Here is a 20,095-nt window from a genome sequence, read left to right as displayed (position 1 = left end):
CCCGCCCGGTGTGCCGGGGAGGGTCCAGGTGACGGCCGTGGTCTTGCCATTGTCGCCGACAGTGTGCACGGCTGACGAGTCGTGGTGAGCGGCCCCCTCAGCGCCAGCGTGGCCACTCTCTGTGACCAGATCGCCGCGCGGGCCGGCCAAGAGGCCGGTGGCCAGCTCATTCAGATCCGTGACCGCCTCGCCGAGCCGTTACGCGTCGCTATCGCGGGCCGTTTGAAAGCCGGAAAGTCGACACTCGTCAACGCCCTGATCGGGCGCCGGGTAGCGCCCACAGCGGTGGGTGAATGCACTCGGGTGGTCACCCGCTTCCGCTACGGGCCCGCTGACCGGGTCGATGTGGTGCTGCGCGACGGGCAGCGGCGCAGCCTCCCGCTCGACGACGACGGCATGATCCCGCAGCGGCTCGGCGTGCCCGCCGCCAAGGTCGCGTTCGTCGACGTGACCCTCACCAGCGAGAAACTGCGTGACCTGACCGTGGTCGACACGCCCGGCCTGGCCTCCACCGACACGATGGTCTCCGAGCGGGCGCAGGAGGCGGTCGGGGTGTCCACCGCGCCGTTCGACGCCGACATCGACGCCGACTCGGCCCACGAGGTCGCCGCCGCCGAAGCGGTCGTCTACGTGTTCACCCAGGCGGTGCGGGCCGACGACGTCCGCGCGCTGGACGCGTTCCGGGATTCCTCGGCGCGACTGTCGTCCAGTCCGATCAACGCGCTCGGCGTGTTCGGCAAGGTCGACACCCTCGCCGGTGGGCCCGGTGACCCGTGGCCGATCGCCGGCCCCTTGGCCGAGCAGCAGGCCGGCCTTCTCGCCCGTACCGTCTCCGATGTGGTCCCGGTGGTGGCCCTGCTGGCCGAGACCGCCGAGGCCGGCCGGTTGACCGCCGCCGACGCCGCCGCCCTACGTGACCTGGCGAAACTGCCGATGGAGCAGCTGCGGGTGCTGCTCGCCTCGGTCGACCTGTTCCGGTCGCGGCCGGCCCCGCTGGACGCGTCGCGCCGGGAGCGGTTGCTGGCCCTGCTCGACCTGTACGGCATCGGCTTCGCCCTGGCGCAGTACGCGGCCGACCCGCACCTGAGCACCGGCGAGCTGGTCCGCCGGCTGATCGCCGCGTCCGGGTTCCCGCGGCTGCGGCAGACCCTGCAGGAGTCGTTCCGGTGGCGGGCCGACGCGATCAAGGCCGGCTGGGCGCTCGGCCGGCTCGAGCGCCTCGCCGGGCACACCCGCGACCCGAAGGACCGGGAGATCCTGCGCGACGCCGTCGAGCAACTGCTGCGCGACCCGGCCTACCACCGGTTGCGGCTGCTCGACGCCGCCCAGCGGGTCGCCACCGGCTCGGTGGCGCTGCCCGCCGACTGGGAGGCCGAGCTGACCCGCCTGGCCACCTCCGAGGACCCGCGGTGGATCCTGCGGCTGCCCGACGCCGGCGCCGATGAACTCGCCGCCGCCGCCCGGCAGGCCGCCAACCGGTGGCGGGTCTACGCGGTGGCCGGCGCCGGCCCGGCCCAGTCGCGGGTCGCGCAGGTCGCCCACCGCGGCTTCCACCTGCTCGCCCAGCAGGTGACCCGATGACCCCCGACCTGACGAAGACCCTCGACAGCGCCGTCCGCGACACCCTGGCCTACGTGCGCGCGCAGGACCCGGACGCCGGCGCCGACCTGGCCGTGCTGCGCCGCCAGGAGGTGACCCGCCCGTCGCTCGTGGTCGTCGGCGAGACCAAACGCGGCAAGAGCTCCCTGATCAACGCGCTGCTCGGCGTGCCCGGTCTGTCCCCGGTGGATGCGGCCGTCGCCACCGCCACCTACCTGCAGTTCGTGCCCGGCCCGTTCCAGGCGCGGGCGTGGCTGCCCGGCAGCCACGAACCGGTCGACGTCGACGACCTCGGCCGGTGGGCGACCGGCGAGCAGAAGGCCCGCCGCATCGAGGTGCAGCACCCGGCGCCGCTGCTGCAATACCTGAGCCTGCTCGACACCCCCGGCGTCGGCGGCCTCGACCCCGCCCACGCCACCGTGGCCCTCGCCGCGGTCGACAAGGCCACCGCCCTGCTGTTCGTCGCCGACGCGGCCGCGCCGCTGTCCGAACCGGAGCTGAAGTTCCTGGTCGCCGCCAGCGAACGGGTCGACGCGGTCGTCTTCGCCCTCACCAAGATCGACGCGTACCCGGGGTGGCGCCGCATCGCCGAGGACAACCAGGCCCTGCTGCGCGCCCACGCCCCGCGCTTCGCCGAGGCGCCCTGGTTCCCGGTCTCCTCCTCCCTCGCCGAGCTGGCGCTGACGTCACCGGCGGGCGAACAGGCCGCCCTGATCGACGCGTCGAAGATCGCCGAACTGCAGCACGCCCTGGTCGGCCTGGCCGGCCGCGGCCACCAGCTGCAACTGGCCAACGTCCTGCGCGCCGCCCGCGGTGATCTGGCCCGCCTGGTCACCTCGGCCATCGCGACGGTGCAGGCCGCCGAGGCCGACCCGGCCCGCAACGCCGCCGTCCGCGCCGAACGCGCCGCCCTGGCCGCCCGCAAACGCACCGAGTCCCGCCAGTGGACGCTGCTGCTGAGCACCGAGACCCAGCGCGCCCGCATCGAGACGGTCGGAAGGCTGCGCAGCACCATCGCCGGCCTGCAACAAGACTTCTCGGCCCGGATCGACACCGGCCGCGGCGAAGCGCTGACGAAACTGCCCGACGCCGTCGACGCGTCGCTGCAAGCGCTGGCCGCCGACCTGTCGACCGGCCTGGAGGAGACGTTCCACCAGGTCGCCGAAAAGGTGCTGGCCGAGGTGTTCGACGCGGCCGAACGGGCGAGCATGCTGGGCCGGCTCAACGCCACCCTGCGCCACGCCCTGGCCGCGTCGCCGCCGCGCGACGGCTCCGGCGAGAACATGCTGATCGCCCTGTCCGCCGGCGGCATCGCGTTCATGGCCGGCCGCGGCGCCATCCTCGGCGCCTCCGCCCTGGCCGTCGGCGGCCTGCTGGTGCCGGTCGCCGGCATCGGGCTGGGCCTGGCCGCCGGCGGCTACGTGCTGTGGCGCCGGCGCGTGCAGACCGACCGGCAACAGGCCCGGATCTGGCTGCGCGACGTGCTCGGCGAGGCCCGCGCCGCACTGGCCGACGAGATCGCCAACCGGTTCACCGACCTGCAGTACGCCCTCTCGGTGGCCGTCGACGACGCGGTGGAACGGCGGCTGCGCGACCTGGACGCGCACATCGCCGAGATCGACGCCGCCGCCGCGGAGGACGCGGCCGGGCGGACCAAGCGCCGGCAGGCGGCGCAACAGGAGCTCGATGGCGTACGCGCGAAGCTGCGCCACCTCGACGACGTGCTGATCCGGGCGCGGGCCCTGACACCCGCCCCGCAAGACGAGGAGAACCGATGACGGATCACCACGACTTCGCCGACCACCATTTCGGCGACGACGACCACCACGACCCGTTGCCGTTCGACGACCAGCACCACGACGACACGGCGCCGCCCGACGACCACCTCTCCTGGGAACCGGACGTTCCCGACGACCACCACGTCGAGGTGGCCGCGCACGACGCCGACGACCACGCCGCCGCCGCCGAGGACACCCCGGTCCACGCGGACACCCACGAGCCGCTGCCCGAGGCCGACCTCAGCGACAACGTGTTCCCGCCCGCCGTCGACGTCGGCGAGCTGCCCGAACCGGTCGACGGCTTCCCCTGGATCGACTCCGGCAGCCTCGGCCTCGCCGACATCCAGGCCGCCCTGCACGACGCCGGCCCAGCCGACCCGGTGCAGCCGTCCGAGCTCGCCGAATACGCCGCCACCGACCTGCCGCCGGGCGCCGACCCGTGGGCGGCGCTGGCCGAATCCGACGACCCCGCCACCGCCGCTCTGGCCAAGTGGTGGTCGCAGCAGAACTGAGTACGCGGCACCTCCCGCCGCCCGGTCGCGGCATGGCACTATGACCCGCGCCACGCAACGACGACCGGGAGAAAACCCCATGGCCGCTACCACCGGCACCCCCACCGACCGACCCGCGGCCGGACGCCGGGAACGAACCGGGTGGTACTTCTACGACTGGGCCAACTCGGCTTTCTCGACCACGGTCCTGACGGTCTTCCTCGGACCGTTCCTGACCAGCGTCACGAAGATCGCCGCGGGCTGCGAGCTCGGCGCCGACGACTGCACCGGCCGGGTCCATCCCCTGGGCATCTCGGTCGCGGCGGGCTCCTTCTTCCCGTACGTCGTGTCCCTCTCGGTCTTCCTCACCGTTTTTGTCCTCCCGGTGATGGGGGCGGTCGCCGACCGCAGCCCCCGCAAGAAGGTGCTCCTGGCGGTCACCGCGTTCACGGCGTCCGCGGCCACCATGTGCTTCGCGTTCGTCACCGGCGACAACTACCTTCTCGGCGGCGTGCTGTTCCTGATCGCCAACATCTCCGGCGGCGCGTCGATCGTGGTCTACAACTCGTTCCTGCCGCAGCTGGCCGGCCCCGACGACCGCGACAAGGTGTCCAGCCGCGGGTGGGCGCTGGGTTACCTCGGCGGCGGCCTGCTGCTCGCGTTCAACCTGGTGGCGGTCACGATCCTGTCGATCGACGGCAACGACCAGCGCACCCTCGACATCGCCCGCTGGTGCATCGTGTCGGCCGGCGTGTGGTGGGCCGTGTTCACCCTGATCCCGCTCGCGTGGCTCAGGGAACACCCCGGGCTTTCCTCGACGGGACAACGTGGCAACGTGCTCATCGACGGGTTCCGGCAGCTCGGTGGCACGATCCGTAACATCCGCGCGTACCCGCTGACGTTGTTCTTCCTGCTGTCGTATTTGATCTACAACGACGGCATCCAGACCGTCATCGCCCTGGCCAGCCAGTACGGCACCGAGGAACTCGACCTGGAGCAGTCCACCCTGATCATCACGATCCTGCTGGTGCAGTTCCTCGCGTTCGGCGGCGCCCTGCTGCTCGGCGCGATGGCCGCGAAGGTCGGCGCCCGCAAGACCGTCCTGTTCAGCCTCGCGTTGTGGCTGGGCGTGGTGGTCGCCGCCTACTGGCTGCCGGCCGGCAAACCGCTGCCGTTCATGCTGCTCGGCGTCGCGATCGGCCTGGTTCTGGGCGGTTCGCAGGCGCTGTCGCGGTCGTTGTACTCGCAGTTCATCCCCGCGGGCCGCGAAGGCGAGTACTACGGCTTCTACGAGATCAGCGACAAGGGCACCAGCTGGCTCGGGCCGCTGCTGTTCGGCGTGGTGTTCCAGCTGAGCAACAGCTACCGCTCCGGCATCATCTCGCTGGTGGTGTTCTTCCTCGTCGGCGGCGTCCTGCTCGCCCTGGTGCCGATGCGCCGTGGCATCATCGCCGCCGGCAACACACCCCCCAAACTGCTCTGATGGACATCACGATCGACCCGGACTCGGCGACGCCGCCCTACGACCAGGTGCGGCGCCGCATCGCCGAGCTGGCCGCCGACGGCACCCTGGCGGCCGGGACCAAACTTCCGCCGGTACGCGCGCTGGCCACCGACCTCGGGTTGGCCGCGAACACAGTGGCCCGCGCCTACCGGGAGCTGGAGACGGCCGGGCTGGTGGAGACCCGCGGCCGGGCCGGCACGGTGATCACCGCCCGCGCGACCGGCACCAGCGTGCAGGCACAGCGGGCCGCGCAGACCTATGTCGAGCGGACCCGCGCCCTGGGCATCCCGCCGGAGACGGCCCTGGCACTGGTCAAGGCCGCCCTCGACGGCTAGGCCGGCTTGCTGATGGTCACCGGCTCGCCGTACCCGCTGAAGGTCGTGGTCTGTTTCATCGTCCCGTCCGTGAACTTGACGATGACGGTGATCGACGTGAGGTGACCCTGCGCGTCGGTCTTCGCGGTGAAGTCCGGCATGGCGCCCCCGGGGAAGAAGATGCCCGGCGCCCCCAGCGGGAGGATCGTGAGGTTCTTGCCGATGTAGAAGCTGCCGCGAAGCGCGTGCGGGCCGGTGCGCAGCGTCGTGGTGACGGCCGTCGCGAAACGGCTCAGACCGCCGGGATCCGCGGCATCGGCCTTGGTATCCGCCTTCCACTTGCCGGAGCCCTCGGCCCGGTAGCGCGCGGCGCCGATGACAAGGTGCCTGGTGCTCCACGCGTCCCCGCCGCTGGTGACCTTGACGGTCCAGGTGGCCTTGCGCGCCTTCGGGTCCCGGCTGCCGGTCGCCCGGATCTTCTCCTTCGGCTGGTAATCGCCGGTCACGGTGTACTTGTAGGTGGTCGTCGTGAGCAGGGCCAGCGCCGCTTGCAACTCGTCGCGCGCGGACTGCTCGCTCGGTGACGGGCCGGGTGTCGCCGACGGGGTGGTCGCGGCCACCGCCGTCGGGGCCGCCTCGCCCCCGGATCCGGCGCAGCCGGCGAGAAGCGCGCCCGCCAGGGCGACGGCGAGCAGAGCGGTCGGGCGCGGTGTCATCGGCACTCCGTGATCGTCCATTGTCCAGAACGCCGACAGGATAGACGGCCGACGATCCGGTCCGTGCTACGGCCAGTACATGAAGAGTGAGCCGAGCATGGCCACCGCGGCCGTGGTGCCGACGAACAGGACCGGCACGCCGGCCCACATCCACCGGCGGGGAATCCGGACCGTCGCGAGCAGCAGCGGCAGGCCGGGCGGCTCACGCACCGGCTTGCCGGCGCGGCACCGGCCAGCCGGGGTCGGGGCGGAAACCGGTGTGAGAGTCGTCGAAGGGGAACATTCCGGCCTCGATCAGGGCGATGATCCGTTCCCCTTCGGAGCGGATCGCCGCGGCCGCCGGCGCGTCGAAGTACAGCGGGTGGCCGATGCGGCTGTCGAACTCGGCGGCGTCCTTCCACTCCCACTGCCGCTGCGCGGTGACGACGATGTCGAGGACGTGATCGGTGGTCTGCACGCCGTCGGGCTGCCGGACGCAGGGGTCTTCCAGGTTGACGTACCAGCCGTCGAACACGCCCTCGTCGAAGAACCACCACACGGAGTACGCGGCCCCGGGCGGCATGAGCATCAGCAGGTCACCCTGCCAGGCGCGGGCGGTCAGTTGCGGCTCGCGCATCCGGTCCGGAGTGATCTCGTGCGCGGTCCGGCCGTCCGCGCCGACCAGGACGGCGAGGTCGCCGCCGTCCGGCTGCCACAGCAGCAGCCCGTGCTCGTCGTCGGTGACCACCCGCATGACCTGCTCCCAGGTGCGCCAGCGTCCACGCACGTACCGGCGGGTGATGACCTGCCCGGGCTCGAACCGCATCGCGGCAGCTTAGCCGCGATGGTCGTCGATCAGGTGGGCCACCAGCGGGCGCAGCGCGGCCGACCGGGCGCGGCGCCAGACCGAAATGTCGGGCATGACGGTGTCCGGGATCGTTGCGGCGCGGATGCTCCACATCCCGGCCAGGCCGACGACGAACCGCGACGCCTCCGGCGGCAGGGTCCGCAGCAGACGGTGGGCCCGGTCCGTCGCCGCCTGCGGACCGAGGACGTGTCCGGTGGCGACGACGTCCGCCGCCAGCTGGGCGAGGTCGATCCACGGGGCGCCGGCCGCGGCATACGCCCAGTCGAGCAGCACCGCCCGCGCGCCGACCGCGGTGTTGTCGAGGCGGATGTCCCGGTGCACCAGGGCGTCGCCGGCCGTCCAGCGTTCCCAGCCGGCCACCACCTCGGCCGCCGCCCCCGCGTGGGTTGTCTCCCATTCGTCGCCCGTCCCGAGCGCGATCAGGCGGGTCCAGCCGTTGAAGTCGAAGATGCGCTCGGCCACCGGCGGCAGCACGCCCGGAGCCCGGTGCGCGTTCGCCGCCCGGCAGGCCTGCGCGACGGCCGCGATCGAGGCGTCGGTCCACCGGTCGGCCGTCGCGCCGGGCGCCCAGGTGGTGGCCAGGGCGATCCACGGCCCGTGCTCGACGGTGGCCAGGCGCCGCGGCGCCGGCACCGTCGGCGGCAGGATGTCGAGGATGCCGGCTTCCTGCCGGATCATCGCGTGGTTGTGCACCCGCACCTCGGCGGAGACTGCCTTGACGAAGACCTGCCTGCCGTCGGCCAGCCGCAACCCGACGGCTGGGCCGGGCGACATGCCGCCGTGCAGATCGGTGTGGCCGTCGATCGCGGCGCCGAGCGCCCCGGCAACGGCCGCCCGCACCGGTTCCGGGGTGTCGGCCCACGCGGCCCGGGGTGTGAACGTCACGCCGCATCTTATGGCGGGCGCGTCACGACCGTCCCGAAAGGAGGTCGGTCAGGAGCGGGCGGATGTCAGGTGGGTGCAGGTTCAGCGGGCCGAACCGGTCGGCGGTGGACCAGGCGAGCTCGAAGCTGTTGTCCGGGCTGTTCTCGGCGGCATCGGGGCCGGACAGCACCGGGACGCCGGTGACGGCGGTCATCAGGAAGTAGTGAGCGGGGCGGCCGTTGTGCTTTCCCGTCCACAGGTGCCGGTCGATCCGGGCCCGTAGCCCGGTCTCCTCGGCCAGCTCCCGCACCGCCGCCGCCTCGGCGGTCTCGCCGTCTTCGACGTGGCCGCCGGGAAGAACCGCGTAGCGGTGCCCGGGACAGCCGGGGCCGGAGATGCCGCTGTCATCGCACATCACGCAGACGGCGGCCGAGTCCTGCCGCAGGTACCGCTTGATCAGCAGGACTCGGCGGTCGTCGGCCACCACCGCGACCGCCCGGGGGATCCTCACCGGCGCTCGCGGGCTCGCAGGGTGGCCGCGCGGGGGTGCGGGGGCCACAGGCGGCGGGGTGGGTGGTGGGCTGGGGTGACGATGCGGGGCAGCTGGACGGTGAAGGTGGCGCCGCGGCCGGGGTGGCCGACGGCGGTGATGGTGCCGCCGTGGCCGGTCACTACCTCCTTGAGCAGGGCCAGGCCCAGGCCGAAGCGCCGGTCGCCGGCGGCGGGGCCGCGGTGGAAGCGGTCGAACAGGCGGTTGGCGTCGGCCGGGTCGAAGCCGGCGCCGGTGTCGGCCACCACCACCTCGGCGGTTTCCCGGACCGCCCGCACCGTCACGGTGATCTGGCCGCCGGCCGGGGTGTGGGTCAGGGCGTTGGACAGCAGTTCGGCCAGGACGCGGTGCAATGCCGAGGCAATGCCGGCGACCGGCAGTGGGGCGCCGGGGGTGGACAGGTTCACCGTCACCTGGCGTTCGGCGGCGCGGGCGGCCTCGCCGGCGACCGCGTCGGTGGCCAGGGTGGTCAGGTCGACCGGTTCGCGGGCCGGGCCGGCGTCGGGGGCGGCGGCCAGGCGGGCGGACAGCAGCAACTCGTCGACGATCTCGCCGAGGCGGCGGGTGGTGCCGACGAGGCGTTCCAGATCGCGGCGTTCGGCCGGGGCCGAGGTGGAGCGGCGGGCGAGCATCTGGGCGCGGGTGTGCACCTGGGCGATCGGGGTGCGCAGTTCGTGGCTGGCGTCGGCGACGAAGCGGCGCTGGCGGGCCAGGGCCTCGGCGAGCGGGGCGACCGACCGGTGGCCGACGATCCAGCCGGTGATCGACGCGGCCAGCAGGCCGAACGCGGCGGCGAGGGCGAATGCCCACAGCAGGTGCTGGCGGTCGGCGATCTGGTAGCGGGCGTCGAACACGACCTGCACGGCGCCGGTCGCGGTGGCTTCGGTGCGCAGGTGGAAGACGGTGCCGGGGGCGTGCACGGTGGTGATCTCGGTGGGATAGCCGGACGAGACCCGGTCGAGAGCCTCGCGTTGCGGGAAGCCGGGCGGCGGCGGGACCGGGCCGGAACGGATGACGCCGTTGTCGAGGCGGATGATCCAGCTGCAGCCGACCGGGCCGGAGATGCTGCCGTGTTCGGCGCCCCAGGCGAGTTCCCGCTGGATCTGCCGTTCCTGGCTGGTGACCAGGGTGGCGTACGCGATGCCGCCGACCAGGGTGAGCAGCGCCCCGACCGCGAGCCCGACGAACAGGCCCATCCGCAGCTGGGCGCGGCGCACGATGGCGCGTTCGGTGTCACTCAAAGCGAGCTCACAGGGCGCCGAGCCGGTAGCCCAGGCCGTGGACGGTGCGCACGACGTCGCGGCCGAGTTTGCGGCGCAGGTAGTAGACGTACGTGTCGACCAGGGATGCGGCGGCGGCCTCGTCGAAGACCCGGGTGCGCAGCTGGGCGCGGGAGTGGACCTGGTGGGGGCGGGCGGCCAGCACGCGCAGCAGTTCGAACTCGCGGGCGGACAGCGCGACCCGGCCGCCGCCGGGCAGCACGACGTCGCGGACGGCCAGGTCGAGCAGGCCCCGGCCGACGCGCAGCGCGCCGGCCGTGTCGGGCGCCCGCCGGCACAGGGCGCGCAGGCGGGCGCTGAGCTCGTCGAGGTCGAAGGGTTTGGCGAGGTAGTCGTCGGCGCCGGCGTCGAGGCCGGCGATCCGGTCGGCGACCGTGCCGAGGGCGGTGAGCATCAGCGCCCGGGCCGGGACCGCCCGGGATCGGAGCCGGGCGAGCAGGTCGAGGCCGTCGAGGGCGGGCAGCAGACGGTCGATGACCATGACGTCGTAGGGGCGGGTCAACCCGAGGTGCAGGCCGCGCTGGCCGTCGGAGGCCGCGTCGACGGTGTATCCCTCGTCGCTCAGGGTCTCGGTGAGCATCTCGGACAGTTCCGGATCATCCTCCACCAGCAGGAGCCGCATGGCATCGATACTGGTGGATAAACGGACGTTTGCATACCCAAAAGTTGCCCTCACAACAATTTAACCTACGAGTACCGGCTCGGCGATCGGGGCTGGTCGGCGGCGTTCGATGAGGCTCAGCAGTGGTGTTGTCATCAGCGTGGTGACCAGCGCGACCAGCACCAGCACGGTGAACAGCGACGAGTTGACGATGCCGGCTTCCAGGCCGACGTTCAGGGCGATCAGTTGCATGAGGCCGCGGGCGTTCATCAGCGCGCCGACGCGCAGCGCTGTGTCCTGGGTTTCGCCGCGTACCCGGGCGGCGGCCCAGCAGGCGCCGAACTTCCCGGCGACGGCGAGGGCGATGCAGACGACCGCGAACAGCAACACGGCCGGGTCGCCGAGCAGCGCGAACTCCGTACGCAGGCCGGAGAAGGTGAAGAACAGCGGCAGGAACAGTGCGGACGCGACCGGGGTGAGGATGTCGATGATCCGGTCGGCGGCCTCGTTGTGCGGCATGACGGCGCCGACGACGAACGCGCCGAACACCGCGTACAGGCCGATCTCGTCGGTGTACCAGGCGGTCAGGAACAGCAGGCCGACCACGGCGATCATCCGGACCGGTTCGGCCAGGCGCAGCAGCGCGCCGGTGACGCGGGCGCCGAACAGCCAGGCGGCCAGGCCGAACAGGATCGCCCCGCCCGCGGTGACCACGGCCGGCAGCACGGCGCCGGAGGCGAACGCGAGGACGACGGCGAGCAGGATCCACGCGACGAGGTCGTCGATGGCGCCGCTGGCCAGGGCGAGGGAGCCGTGCCGGGTGCCGGCCTGGCCGCGTTCGGTGATGATGCGGGCGAGCATCGGGAAGGCGGTGATGGCCAGGGCGACGCCGACGAACGCGGCCGACACGCCGAGGGCGACGCCGGTGGGGCGGATGTCGACCCGGTCGCCGGCGACGACGACCAGCACGACGCCGAGCACCAGCGGCACGGTGACACCGGCCAGCGAGACGGCGCCGGCGGTGCCGGCCAGCCGGGGCACGCGGTGCCCGGCGAACGCGTAGCCGGCCTGGAACATGAACAGCACCAGCCCGACCTGGCCGACGACGTAGAGGACCGGGATCAGCGCGGGCGGGAACAGGGCGGCCTGCACGTCCGGCAGCAGCAGGCCGAGCAGGGACGGTCCGAGCAGGACGCCGGCGAGCATCTCGGAGACGACCGGCGGCTGGCCGGCCTGGCCGAGGAGCCAGGCGACGATCTTGCAGAAGATCAGGATGACGGCGACCGCGATGAAGAAACGCGGGGCCAGTTCGGTGGGGGTCACTGCCGTACCTCCTGGAAGTAGGTGGCGCACAGGCGTTGCCGGCGGGCGTCGGCGACCATCCAGGTGCCGTAGACGAGCTGCTTGATCGACCGGCCGAGGTCGGCCCACCGGTCGCGGATACGCATCGACGCGAGCCGGGCGCGGCCGGGTCCGGGCAGTCCGGCCGGGGTGAGGTAGGCGGGACCGCGGCTGGGCAGCGACCGGGTGTGGGTGGCCGACGAGGCGATCGCGTAGTGGCGCAGGACCTCAGCGGTGGCGGCGCGCAGCATCACCGGGGCGACGCCGCGGGCGGGGCAGGCCCGGTTGGCGGTCACGCCGTACGGGATGAAGTGGGCCTCTTTGCGGTTGATCGTTTGCCATCGATGCGCATCGAAGGTGTCGTCGGGGGCGGGGCCGGTGCGCTGGAAGGCGAGGTAGTTGAACAGCAGCACGGACCCGGCGGGCAAAGTGACGTCGTCGTCGATGCGTATCGACGCGGAGGTGATGCGGTGGGCGATGCCGAACAGCGGGTGCACGCGCAGGGTCTCGTCGATGTGGTCGTCGAGCCGGTCGAGGTCGGGGGGATGCTCGGCGGCGCAGAGCAGGATGTGGGCCATCGCCTCGGACATCTGCACGACGGCGGTGTTGAAGAACGCGCCCTGCAGGTACCAGGCGGTTTCCTCGGTGGTGAACTCGGCGGGCAGAACCACCGGGCAGGTGCCGGCGTCGAGGCGCCCGCGCAGGTAGCGGGTGAGGCGGTCGCGGCGGTCCATGTGCCGCAGGCCGGTGCCTTTGAGCGCGGTGACGACGTCGTCAGCGTTGGCGACGATCAGGTCCCGGACATCCCGGGGGCAGGATTCGCCGAAGACGACCTCGAAGTAGACCTCGGCCCAGATCGGCATCATCAGATCCCGCAACCGCACGTGGCTGGTCCGGTCCGGCGGCAGCGAGGCGAGGATGCGGCGAGTCGCGGTGGTGGCGAGCTCGTCGCTGCGCCGGTGGTTGATCGCGAGGACCTGCCGGGTGGTGCGCGCGACGGCCCGGTACCGCTCCCCCGGCTCGAGATGTTCCTGGTGCATCTGCGGTCCGGGCGCGAGCCAGTACCAGAACAGGTCGGACAGCCCGGCGCCACGGCTGCGCCCATCGGCCGCCGGATCGGCATAGACACGCTCGAAATGCTCGGCGCCGACCAGAGGCCCCGGGATCGGGATGCCCTCGCTCCCGTTGACCCGCCGGAAAATCCACTCACGGAGCCGGACCACCGCTGTGGTGATCATGAGATCTGGTCCGGGCTCAGGTCGGCCGGTCGCTGCGCTCCGGCCAGAGCGAGGGCATGGTCAAGCTGGGCGCGCAGGTTTTCGATCTTTTCCCGTACGCCGTCGGGGCCCCCGGCGAGACCCCGAATACCCACTCGTCCCACCAGGGTCGCGGCCGCCCCGAGGGCGAGCGCGACGAGAATGTCGGTGCCCCGGCGGATCCCCCCGTCGACCAGCACGGGAATGCGCCCGCCGACGGCCTGGAGCACCGCCGGCAGGGCGTCGAGGGTGGCGATGGCGCCGTCGAGCTGCCGCCCGCCGTGGTTGGAGACGATCACCGCGTCGGCGCCGTGCGTGACGGCCAGGCCGGCGTCGGCGGGGTGCAGGATCCCTTTGAGCACCAGCGGCAGGCCGGTCGCCGCGCGCAGCCGGTCGATGTGCTCCCAGCTCAGGGTGTCGTCCATGGCGATGTCCCGGCCGTCCATGTTGGCGCAGGTCAGCCCGGCCGGCAGGTCGGTGAAGCCGTTGGCCAGGTCGCGGGTGCGGTGCCCGAAGACGGGTGAGTCGACGGTGACGACGATCGCTTTCACGCCGGCTTTGGTGACGCGCCGCAGCAGCCGGTCCTGGAAGTCGAGGTCGGGTTGCGGGTAGAGCTGGAACCACAGGGTGGCGCCGGTGTCGGCGATCTGCTCGATCGGCTGGGTGGCGGCCATGCTGACGACCATCGCGATGCCGGCGGCCGCGGCGGCGCCGGCGGCGCCGGTTTCCCCGGTCGGGTGGGCGAGCAGGTGGAACGCGGTGGGGGCGAGCAGCAGCGGCATGGACAGGTCGGTGCCGAGCAGGGTGGTGCGCAGGTCGCGGGGGCCGGTGCCGCGCAGGACCCGCGGGATGATGCGGCGCCGCTCGAACGCGTCGACGTTGGCGCGCAGGGTGCGTTCCTCGCCGGCGCCGCCTTCGAAGAAGTCCTGGTAGACCGTCATGGCAGGGTGCGGGCCAGGAACGCGGTCAGCGGGGCGACGTGCACGTCGGGGCGGTCCCACCGGTTCTCCAGGTTCTCGGCGAGGTGGTGGGTGCCGGCCAGCTCGCCGTCGCGGTAGTGCCGAACGACCGGGTGTAGGTAGGCGGCGTCGTGGGCCTGGCCGGGCGTGTCCTGGGCGATGCGGCTGACGGTGATGTCGAACGGGTCGACCTGGTCGTGGTCGGGCCCGTATTCGAGGGTGACCACCAGGCCGTCGCGGTGCTGGTCGTGGAACATCGCGACCGGCATTTCTTCCAGGTAGGAGCCGTCGGGCAGGATCACGTCGGCGAGGAACCCGAACTGTTGCCACAGGGCGGAGGACCGGTTGACGCGGGTGATGATGGCGTCGCTGATTTTCTCCGGCGTCGCGACGATGCTCGTTGCCGGCCACGGTTTGTTCCCGTACCTCTGATGGAGGGTTTTGTGCAGGGCGCGCACCGCGTACCGGAAGCCGTGGATGAAACCGCTGGTCGATTTTTTGAAATCGCGTTGCTGGGTGATGGTTCCGGCGAAGTAGAGGCCGGGCACGCTGACCGATTCCCACGCCGGGCTCTGTTCGGGGAAACGGTCGTCGATGGCCAGCGCCGGCCGGCACGATTCGTCGAAAATGGAAGCGTCGAACGCGAAGCCGGTGCAGGCCAGCACCCGGTCGTAGCGCAGTTGTTTGATGACCTCGTCGACCCGGCTGAACGCGAACGTGACGACGAATTCGTCGCCGTCGCGGACGATGCTGCGCACGGTCCCGTCGAGGATCGCGTTGGCGGATTTCAGCTGGTAGGTGTCGAGGAAGTTGTTGTTGACCGCCCGCAGGTGGCCGACGAAGTGGGTGCGCCAGGCCAGTTTCAGCTCGTGCGGCCCGGCGACGTGGATGAGCGTGGTGGTCTCGATCAGCGCGTCGGCGGTCTCGAACGCCGAATTGCCCTTGCCGAGGATCAGCACCCGCTGGTCGGTGAAGTCGTCGGGGTCGGTGCTCATCGTGTCGTAGCGTTCGGCGAGTTCGATTCCGGAGATGTCAGGGATGCTCATCCGGGACACGCCGGTGGCCATGACGACCCGGCGGGCCCGCAATTCGTCGGCGCCGGCGGTGACGACGAATTCGTCGCCGTCCTTGCGGATGTGGGTGACGCGGGCGTTGTGCCGGATCCGGACCCCGGTTTTCGCGGCGAAGTCGGCCAGGTAGCGCACCATCACGTCGGCGTCCGGGAAATAGCGGTTCGTGTAGCCGGTGAACAGCGGGCCTTGGTCGCTCAGCAGCGAATTCCAGTCCAGGCGCAGGTTCAGTTCCGGGTCGGTGGTTCCGGTGTGCGGCTTGTTGATGGAGATCAGTTGCCGGTGCCGCGGGAACGTGCGGAAGAACGCCCCGGGCGCGTCGGCCGCTTCCAGGATGAGGTAGTCGCTGTCGCCGTCGGCTTCCAGCAGGGCGCCGAGCTGCAGTCCGGCCGGCCCGGCCCCGATGATCAGGTAATCGAGCGTCACGGTCGTTGACGGTAGGAACCGGAAATCAGAGAAATATCAGTATCGGTCGCAGCAGATCGTCGTGGCCGTGCGTACGTCCTGCTCCAGGGGCCGGTCGGGGTCGATCGGCGGGATTGTTTCCAGCTCTTCCAGGAGCGTGGCGGTGCCGGCGGCGGTGGGGCGCCGCGCTCCGACGTGGACCGCTTGGCGCAGGCCCAGGGCGAGGGAGCCGCAGATCAGTTGCAGGAGGGCGGCCTGGTCGAGGGCGCGCAGGGCGGCCTGGGTGCCGAACGGGACGACGTCCTGGTTGTGCAGGTTGGTGGGCAGGCTCTGCATGCCGGCGGGCATGGCGTCGCGGCGGATCTCGGCGATCAGCGCGGTCGACGCGAGCTGGACGCCTTGCAGGCCGTGCTGCTGGCCGGGGCCGGCGGCGAGCATCGGGGGCAGGCCGCCGTTGCGGTGCGGGTCGACGAGCAGGTCGAGTTGCCGTTCGGCCAGGTTGCCCAGCTGGGCTTCGACTCCTGTGAGCAGGTCGGCGGCGAACGCGGCGGGCTGGCCGAAGAAGTTGCCGCCGTGCACGACGGTGTCGTCGCCGGGGAAGAACAGCGGGTTGTCGCTGACCCCTTCGAGGTCGGCGGCGATGACCTGGTCGATGTAGCGCAGGGCGTCCTCGGCGGCGCCGAGCAGCTGCGGGGAGCAGCGGATGCTGTACGGCTCCTGCAGCGGCCTGGTTCCGCTGGGGACGGCGCCGGTCAGGGTGGTGCGCATGGTTTCGGCGACGGTGATCGCGCCGGGGTGGGCGTAGCGGCGGATCAGGCGGTCGTCGAGGAACTGGGGGTCGCAGCCGAGCAGGTCGGCCAGCAGGCAGGTCAGGTCCTGCAGGGCCCGGTGGGCGGCCCGGGTGCGGGCGGCGGCCAGGGTCAGCGCCGCGGTGGTCAGGGAGGTGCCGTTGACCAGGGCCAGGGCGTCGCGGCCGTCCAGTGGCAGCTTCTCCAGACCCGCTTTCGCGAGGGCTTCGGCGGCCGGCATGCGGTGTCCTTCGACGTACGCGTGTCCGCGCCCCCGCAGAGCCTGGGCCGCCGCGCCGAGCGGGATGAGGTCGCCGCTCGCGCCGACCGACCCGAACCGTGGCACGGCCGGGGCGAACGTGGTGGCGAGCATCGCGACCAGCGCGTCGACGACGTGCGGGGACACCCCGGACGCCCCCTGCGCCAAGGACCGGGCCCGGACCAGCATGGTCGCGCGGACCAGGGCCGGGTCGAGGTCGGGGCCCTGACCGGCGCCGAGGTGGGCGAGGGTGTTGTCGGCCTGGTCGCGCAGGTCGGCACGGCCGGCGTAGCCGACCAGGGCGCCGAAGCCGGTGGTGCTGCCGTAGACGGCCCGGTCGTCGCCGAGGACCTCGGTGAGGAACTCGCGGCCCCGTTCCAGCACGCCGCGCTGCTGTTCGCCGAGCGTGACAGTGATCGGGTGGGCGGCGGCGGCCAGGTCGGCGGGGCGCAGCGGAGCGGCGAGGTTCATGGTTGCGGACGTTAGGGACGGAATCTCAGAACCCTCTGAAATCGCCCGGATACGGTGCCGCGCATGACGCACGACTACCTGATCATCGGGGCGGGTCCGGCCGGGTTGCAGCTGGCGTCCCTGCTGGAGCGCGACGGTCACGACTATCTCGTGCTCGAAGCCGGGGCGGGCGCGGGCACGTTCTTCCGCACGTATCCACGGCACCGGCAGCTCATCTCGATCAACAAGGTGTGGACCGGGTCGGACGATCCTGAGTTCAATCTGCGGTCGGACTGGAACTCGCTGCTGGACGCCCCGTTGTTCCGGGACTACAGCAGCGAGTACTTCCCGGCCGCCGACGATCTCGTGCGTTATCTCGGTGACGTGGCGTCGGGGTTGCGGATCCGCTTCGACACGCGGGTCACGTCGGTGTCCCGCCGTTCTGACCTCTTCGAGGTGGCCGCCGGTTCCTTTGTGTGCACCGCCCGGCGGGTGATCGTGGCGACCGGCGTGTCCCGTCTACACATTCCCAACATCCCCGGTATCGCCCTTGTGGAGTCCTACGACACGGTCAGCACCGACCCGGCCGACTTCGTCAACCAGCGGGTGCTGATCATCGGCAAGGGCAACTCGGCGTTCGAGACCGCCGACGCGCTCATCCCCACCGCGGCGGTGATCCACGTGGCCGGCCCGCACTCGATCAAACTGTCCTGGCAGACCCACTACGTCGGGCATCTGCGGGCGGTCAACAACAACTTCCTCGACACCTACCAGCTGAAATCGCAGAACGCCGTCCTCGACGGCACCATCCTGGACATCGCCGAACGCGACGGCGGCGGCTTCCGGGTGCGGTTCCAATATGCCCGTACGGCCGAGAAGATCAGGGAGCTCGAGTACGACCGGATCATCGCGTGCACGGGTTTCGCGTTCGACGCCGCCATCTTCGACGCATCGTGCCGCCCGGCGCTGGCGATCAACGACCGGTTCCCCGAGCAGACCCCGGCGTTCGAGTCCGTGAACGTGCCCGGCCTGTACTTCGCCGGCACGATCACCCAGCAGCGCGACTTCAAGAAGTCGACCAACGGCTTCATTCACGGCTTCCGGTACGGCGCCCGCGCGCTGCACCGCATCCTCGGCGCCCGCCACGCGGGCCGGCCCTGGCCGTCGACGCCGCTCGAAGCGACCCCGGAGGCGATCACCGACGCGGTGATCGCCCGCATCAACCGCACGTCCGCGCTGTGGCAGCAGTTCGCCGTCCTCGCCGACGTGGTCCGGGTGGACGGCGCCGCGGCCGCCTACCTGCAGGAGGTGCCGGTGGCGTACTTCCGCGACGAGCACCGCGCCGGCCTGGCGTTCGCCGTGACCCTCGAATACGGCCCGCACCACGACGAGGTCGACCCGTTCGACATCACCGTCCCGCGCGTCGCCGAGAACGACCCCGAGGCCGCCGCCGGCGCCAGCTACCTGCACCCGGTGGTCCGCGCCTACCGCGACGGCGAGCTGGTGGCCACCCACCACCTGGCCGAGAACCTGGAAAACGAGTGGAACCTGCCCCCGGTCCACCAGCAGCCGCTGGCCGCCTTCATCAAATCCGTCCTGGCCGACGCTGGCTGACCGTCGACATGAGAACAGACCCCGAGGTGTGGCCGCAGGCCGTAGTGGACCTGCTCGAGACGGCCGGGGACCGCACCGTGTTCGAGCACGGCGCCCGCGCGGTGTCGGGCACGCAGATGTCGTCGCTGATCCGCCGCATCGCGGCCGGCCTGCGAGCCGACGGCGTGCGCCCGGGTGACGGGCTGCTGCCTGCGCTCGGCGTCGACCCGGAGGCGTTCGCCGCGGTGATCGCCGCGTTCGCGGTCGGCGCCCGGGTGGTGGCCTGCCGCACCGACCAGTTCCCCGACGTCCTGGCCGAGGCGGACGCCACCGTCCTCGACCAGCACCGCCTCACCGCCCTGCTGCGCTCCCCCGACGACGGCGCCGGCCTGCGCGCCGCCGGCCGCCCGGCCGACCCGGCCCGGGTGATCTACACCAGCGGCAGCACCGGCCACCCGAAGGGCTGCGTGCAGACGTACGCCGCGATGTCCGCCGCCTGGGCCGCCCACCCCGACCGCTGGCCCCCGGCGATCCGCGACCTGGCCGGCCGCCTCGGCCGCTACCTGGTGTTCGGCTCACTGACCAGCCAGGTGATGCTCGAGTACGGCGTGCTGTCCCTGGCTGCCGGCGGCACCCTGGTCACGGCGAGCCCGCCCGGCTACCCGGCCGCGATCACCCGCCACCGGGCCACCGCCGGTGTGATCACCGTGGGGCGCCTGCACCAGCTGGTCCGCGACCAGCAGACCAGCCCGTCCGACCTGAGCACCCTGCAGGCCCTGATGGTGTCCGGCTCCCCACTGGACCCGGGCCGCCTGCAAACCGCCCTGGACGTGCTGGGCCCGGTCATCTTCCACGGCTACGGCCAGACCGAAACCGGCATGATCGCCATGCTCACCCCGTCCGACATGGTGGTCGCGGACGGGCTCCGGACGGTGGGCCGGCCGCCGTCCGCGGTGGAGCTGTCGCTGCGCGACGGCGAGTTGTACGCCCGGACCCCGGCGCAGGCGTCGTCCTACTGGAAGGACCCGGCCGAGACGGCAACGGTGTTCGCCGACGGCTGGATCCGCACCCGTGACCTGGCCGAGTTCGACGAGCAGGGCCGCCTGCGCCTGGTGGGCCGCGCCCGCGACGTCATCTTCGTCCACGCCGAACTCGTCTACGCCGGCGCCGTGGAACGCGCACTGGCCACCCACCCGGAGGTAGCCGAGGCCTACGTGGTGGGCGCCCCGGACGATGACACCGGCGAGGCGGTGCACGCCTTCGTGGTGCCGGTCCCCGGCACACACCCCGACCCGGAGACGCTGCGGGCGCTGGTCCACGGCTCCGCCACACCCAAAACGCTCACCCTGATCGACCAGGTCCCACTGACCGCCGCCGGCAAGCCCGACAAACCGGCACTGCTCACCCCGACGGGCCGGCCGGCCTGATCC

General features: G+C 72.1%; 19 protein-coding genes. 7 read left to right on the top strand and 12 right to left on the bottom strand.

The window, feature by feature from the left end:
* Positions 1-84: 84 nt before the first annotated feature.
* The 5 genes from AB0E90_RS13775 (at position 85) to AB0E90_RS13755 (ending at position 5,707) form a co-directional block, all read left to right on the top strand.
* On the top strand, positions 85-1,581 hold the full coding sequence (locus tag AB0E90_RS13775; RefSeq protein ID WP_360403729.1) for a dynamin family protein: 1,497 nt from the start codon (positions 85-87) through the stop codon (positions 1,579-1,581).
* Positions 1,578-3,377 carry a dynamin family protein gene (locus tag AB0E90_RS13770; protein WP_360403727.1) on the top strand — a complete coding sequence of 600 codons (1,800 nt, stop codon included), beginning with the start codon at positions 1,578-1,580 and terminating at the stop codon, positions 3,375-3,377. Before AB0E90_RS13775 ends, AB0E90_RS13770 begins: the two co-directional genes overlap by 4 nt.
* A complete protein-coding gene (locus AB0E90_RS13765) occupies positions 3,374-3,889 on the top strand; it encodes a hypothetical protein (RefSeq protein ID WP_360403725.1) in 516 nt (171 codons plus the stop codon). Before AB0E90_RS13770 ends, AB0E90_RS13765 begins: the two co-directional genes overlap by 4 nt.
* 79 nt (positions 3,890-3,968) lie before the next feature.
* Positions 3,969-5,351, top strand: a complete 1,383-nt coding sequence (locus AB0E90_RS13760; protein WP_360403723.1) for an MFS transporter — start codon at positions 3,969-3,971, stop codon at positions 5,349-5,351.
* Complete coding sequence (locus AB0E90_RS13755; protein ID WP_360403721.1) at positions 5,351-5,707, top strand: GntR family transcriptional regulator; 357 nt, start codon at positions 5,351-5,353, stop codon at positions 5,705-5,707. The genes AB0E90_RS13760 and AB0E90_RS13755 overlap by 1 nt, the downstream gene beginning before the upstream one ends.
* On the opposite strand, the gene AB0E90_RS13750 is transcribed toward AB0E90_RS13755, so the two are convergent.
* The 12 genes from AB0E90_RS13750 to AB0E90_RS13695 form a co-directional block, all read right to left on the bottom strand.
* Complete coding sequence (locus AB0E90_RS13750) at positions 5,704-6,402, bottom strand: hypothetical protein (protein ID WP_360403719.1); 699 nt, start codon at positions 6,400-6,402, stop codon at positions 5,704-5,706. The genes AB0E90_RS13755 and AB0E90_RS13750 overlap by 4 nt on opposite strands.
* 66 nt (positions 6,403-6,468) lie before the next feature.
* On the bottom strand, positions 6,469-6,612 hold the full coding sequence (locus tag AB0E90_RS13745; protein ID WP_360403717.1) for a hypothetical protein: 144 nt from the start codon (positions 6,610-6,612) through the stop codon (positions 6,469-6,471).
* Positions 6,605-7,207 carry a DUF402 domain-containing protein gene (locus AB0E90_RS13740; protein ID WP_360403715.1) on the bottom strand — a complete coding sequence of 201 codons (603 nt, stop codon included), beginning with the start codon at positions 7,205-7,207 and terminating at the stop codon, positions 6,605-6,607. Before AB0E90_RS13740 ends, AB0E90_RS13745 begins: the two co-directional genes overlap by 8 nt.
* A 9-nt stretch (positions 7,208-7,216) precedes the next feature.
* Positions 7,217-8,134 carry a hypothetical protein gene (locus tag AB0E90_RS13735; protein WP_360403713.1) on the bottom strand — a complete coding sequence of 306 codons (918 nt, stop codon included), beginning with the start codon at positions 8,132-8,134 and terminating at the stop codon, positions 7,217-7,219.
* A gap of 22 nt (positions 8,135-8,156) precedes the next feature.
* Positions 8,157-8,624 carry an NUDIX domain-containing protein gene (locus tag AB0E90_RS13730; protein WP_360403711.1) on the bottom strand — a complete coding sequence of 156 codons (468 nt, stop codon included), beginning with the start codon at positions 8,622-8,624 and terminating at the stop codon, positions 8,157-8,159.
* Positions 8,621-9,904 carry a HAMP domain-containing sensor histidine kinase gene (locus AB0E90_RS13725; protein WP_360403709.1) on the bottom strand — a complete coding sequence of 428 codons (1,284 nt, stop codon included), beginning with the start codon at positions 9,902-9,904 and terminating at the stop codon, positions 8,621-8,623. The genes AB0E90_RS13730 and AB0E90_RS13725 overlap by 4 nt, the downstream gene beginning before the upstream one ends.
* A 7-nt stretch (positions 9,905-9,911) precedes the next feature.
* Positions 9,912-10,565, bottom strand: coding sequence for a response regulator transcription factor (locus AB0E90_RS13720; RefSeq protein WP_360403707.1), 654 nt, complete (start codon positions 10,563-10,565; stop codon positions 9,912-9,914).
* Positions 10,566-10,625: 60 nt separating this feature from the next.
* Positions 10,626-11,867 carry a cation:proton antiporter gene (locus AB0E90_RS13715; RefSeq protein ID WP_360403705.1) on the bottom strand — a complete coding sequence of 414 codons (1,242 nt, stop codon included), beginning with the start codon at positions 11,865-11,867 and terminating at the stop codon, positions 10,626-10,628.
* Entirely contained in the window at positions 11,864-13,123 is a 1,260-nt protein-coding gene (locus tag AB0E90_RS13710; protein ID WP_360403702.1) for a cytochrome P450, read from the bottom strand. The genes AB0E90_RS13715 and AB0E90_RS13710 overlap by 4 nt, the downstream gene beginning before the upstream one ends.
* The gene (locus tag AB0E90_RS13705) at positions 13,120-14,082 is read right to left on the bottom strand and encodes an alpha-hydroxy acid oxidase (RefSeq protein WP_360403700.1); all 963 of its coding nucleotides are present in this window, start codon (positions 14,080-14,082) and stop codon (positions 13,120-13,122) included. The genes AB0E90_RS13710 and AB0E90_RS13705 overlap by 4 nt, the downstream gene beginning before the upstream one ends.
* Positions 14,079-15,596, bottom strand: coding sequence for an FAD-dependent oxidoreductase (locus AB0E90_RS13700; protein ID WP_360403698.1), 1,518 nt, complete (start codon positions 15,594-15,596; stop codon positions 14,079-14,081). The genes AB0E90_RS13705 and AB0E90_RS13700 overlap by 4 nt, the downstream gene beginning before the upstream one ends.
* 36 nt (positions 15,597-15,632) lie before the next feature.
* Positions 15,633-17,093, bottom strand: coding sequence for an aromatic amino acid ammonia-lyase (locus AB0E90_RS13695; RefSeq protein WP_360403696.1), 1,461 nt, complete (start codon positions 17,091-17,093; stop codon positions 15,633-15,635).
* A gap of 63 nt (positions 17,094-17,156) precedes the next feature.
* Between AB0E90_RS13695 and AB0E90_RS13690 the strand changes: the two genes are divergently transcribed.
* Both AB0E90_RS13690 and AB0E90_RS13685 read left to right on the top strand, forming a co-directional pair.
* Positions 17,157-18,686 (top strand): NAD(P)-binding domain-containing protein, encoded by a 1,530-nt coding sequence (locus tag AB0E90_RS13690; protein WP_360403694.1) that lies wholly within the window; start codon positions 17,157-17,159, stop codon positions 18,684-18,686.
* An 8-nt stretch (positions 18,687-18,694) separates the two neighbouring features.
* The gene (locus AB0E90_RS13685; RefSeq protein ID WP_360403692.1) at positions 18,695-20,092 is read left to right on the top strand and encodes a fatty acid--CoA ligase family protein; all 1,398 of its coding nucleotides are present in this window, start codon (positions 18,695-18,697) and stop codon (positions 20,090-20,092) included.
* Positions 20,093-20,095: the final 3 nt, after the last annotated feature.

It is taken from the genome of Actinoplanes sp. NPDC026619 (assembly GCF_040638295.1).
Taxonomy (GTDB): domain Bacteria; phylum Actinomycetota; class Actinomycetes; order Mycobacteriales; family Micromonosporaceae; genus Actinoplanes.
The sequence above is the reverse complement of the archived record's forward strand: the minus strand, read 5'-3'. Positions and strand labels throughout refer to the sequence as shown.

Bases quoted from the DNA above. Each gene is read 5' to 3' on its own strand.
- AB0E90_RS13750 (WP_360403719.1), bottom strand. From the start codon at position 6,402: ATGACACCGCGCCCGACCGCTCTGCTCGCCGTCGCCCTGGCGGGCGCG.
- AB0E90_RS13770 (WP_360403727.1), top strand. From the start codon at position 1,578: ATGACCCCCGACCTGACGAAGACCCTCGACAGCGCCGTCCGCGACACC.
- AB0E90_RS13765 (WP_360403725.1), top strand. From the start codon at position 3,374: ATGACGGATCACCACGACTTCGCCGACCACCATTTCGGCGACGACGAC.
- AB0E90_RS13705 (WP_360403700.1), bottom strand. From the start codon at position 14,082: ATGACGGTCTACCAGGACTTCTTCGAAGGCGGCGCCGGCGAGGAACGC.
- AB0E90_RS13710 (WP_360403702.1), bottom strand. From the start codon at position 13,123: ATGATCACCACAGCGGTGGTCCGGCTCCGTGAGTGGATTTTCCGGCGG.
- AB0E90_RS13720 (WP_360403707.1), bottom strand. From the start codon at position 10,565: ATGCGGCTCCTGCTGGTGGAGGATGATCCGGAACTGTCCGAGATGCTC.
- AB0E90_RS13695 (WP_360403696.1), bottom strand. From the start codon at position 17,093: ATGAACCTCGCCGCTCCGCTGCGCCCCGCCGACCTGGCCGCCGCCGCC.
- AB0E90_RS13685 (WP_360403692.1), top strand. From the start codon at position 18,695: ATGAGAACAGACCCCGAGGTGTGGCCGCAGGCCGTAGTGGACCTGCTC.
- AB0E90_RS13690 (WP_360403694.1), top strand. From the start codon at position 17,157: ATGACGCACGACTACCTGATCATCGGGGCGGGTCCGGCCGGGTTGCAG.
- AB0E90_RS13740 (WP_360403715.1), bottom strand. From the start codon at position 7,207: ATGCGGTTCGAGCCCGGGCAGGTCATCACCCGCCGGTACGTGCGTGGA.
- AB0E90_RS13755 (WP_360403721.1), top strand. From the start codon at position 5,351: ATGGACATCACGATCGACCCGGACTCGGCGACGCCGCCCTACGACCAG.
- AB0E90_RS13760 (WP_360403723.1), top strand. From the start codon at position 3,969: ATGGCCGCTACCACCGGCACCCCCACCGACCGACCCGCGGCCGGACGC.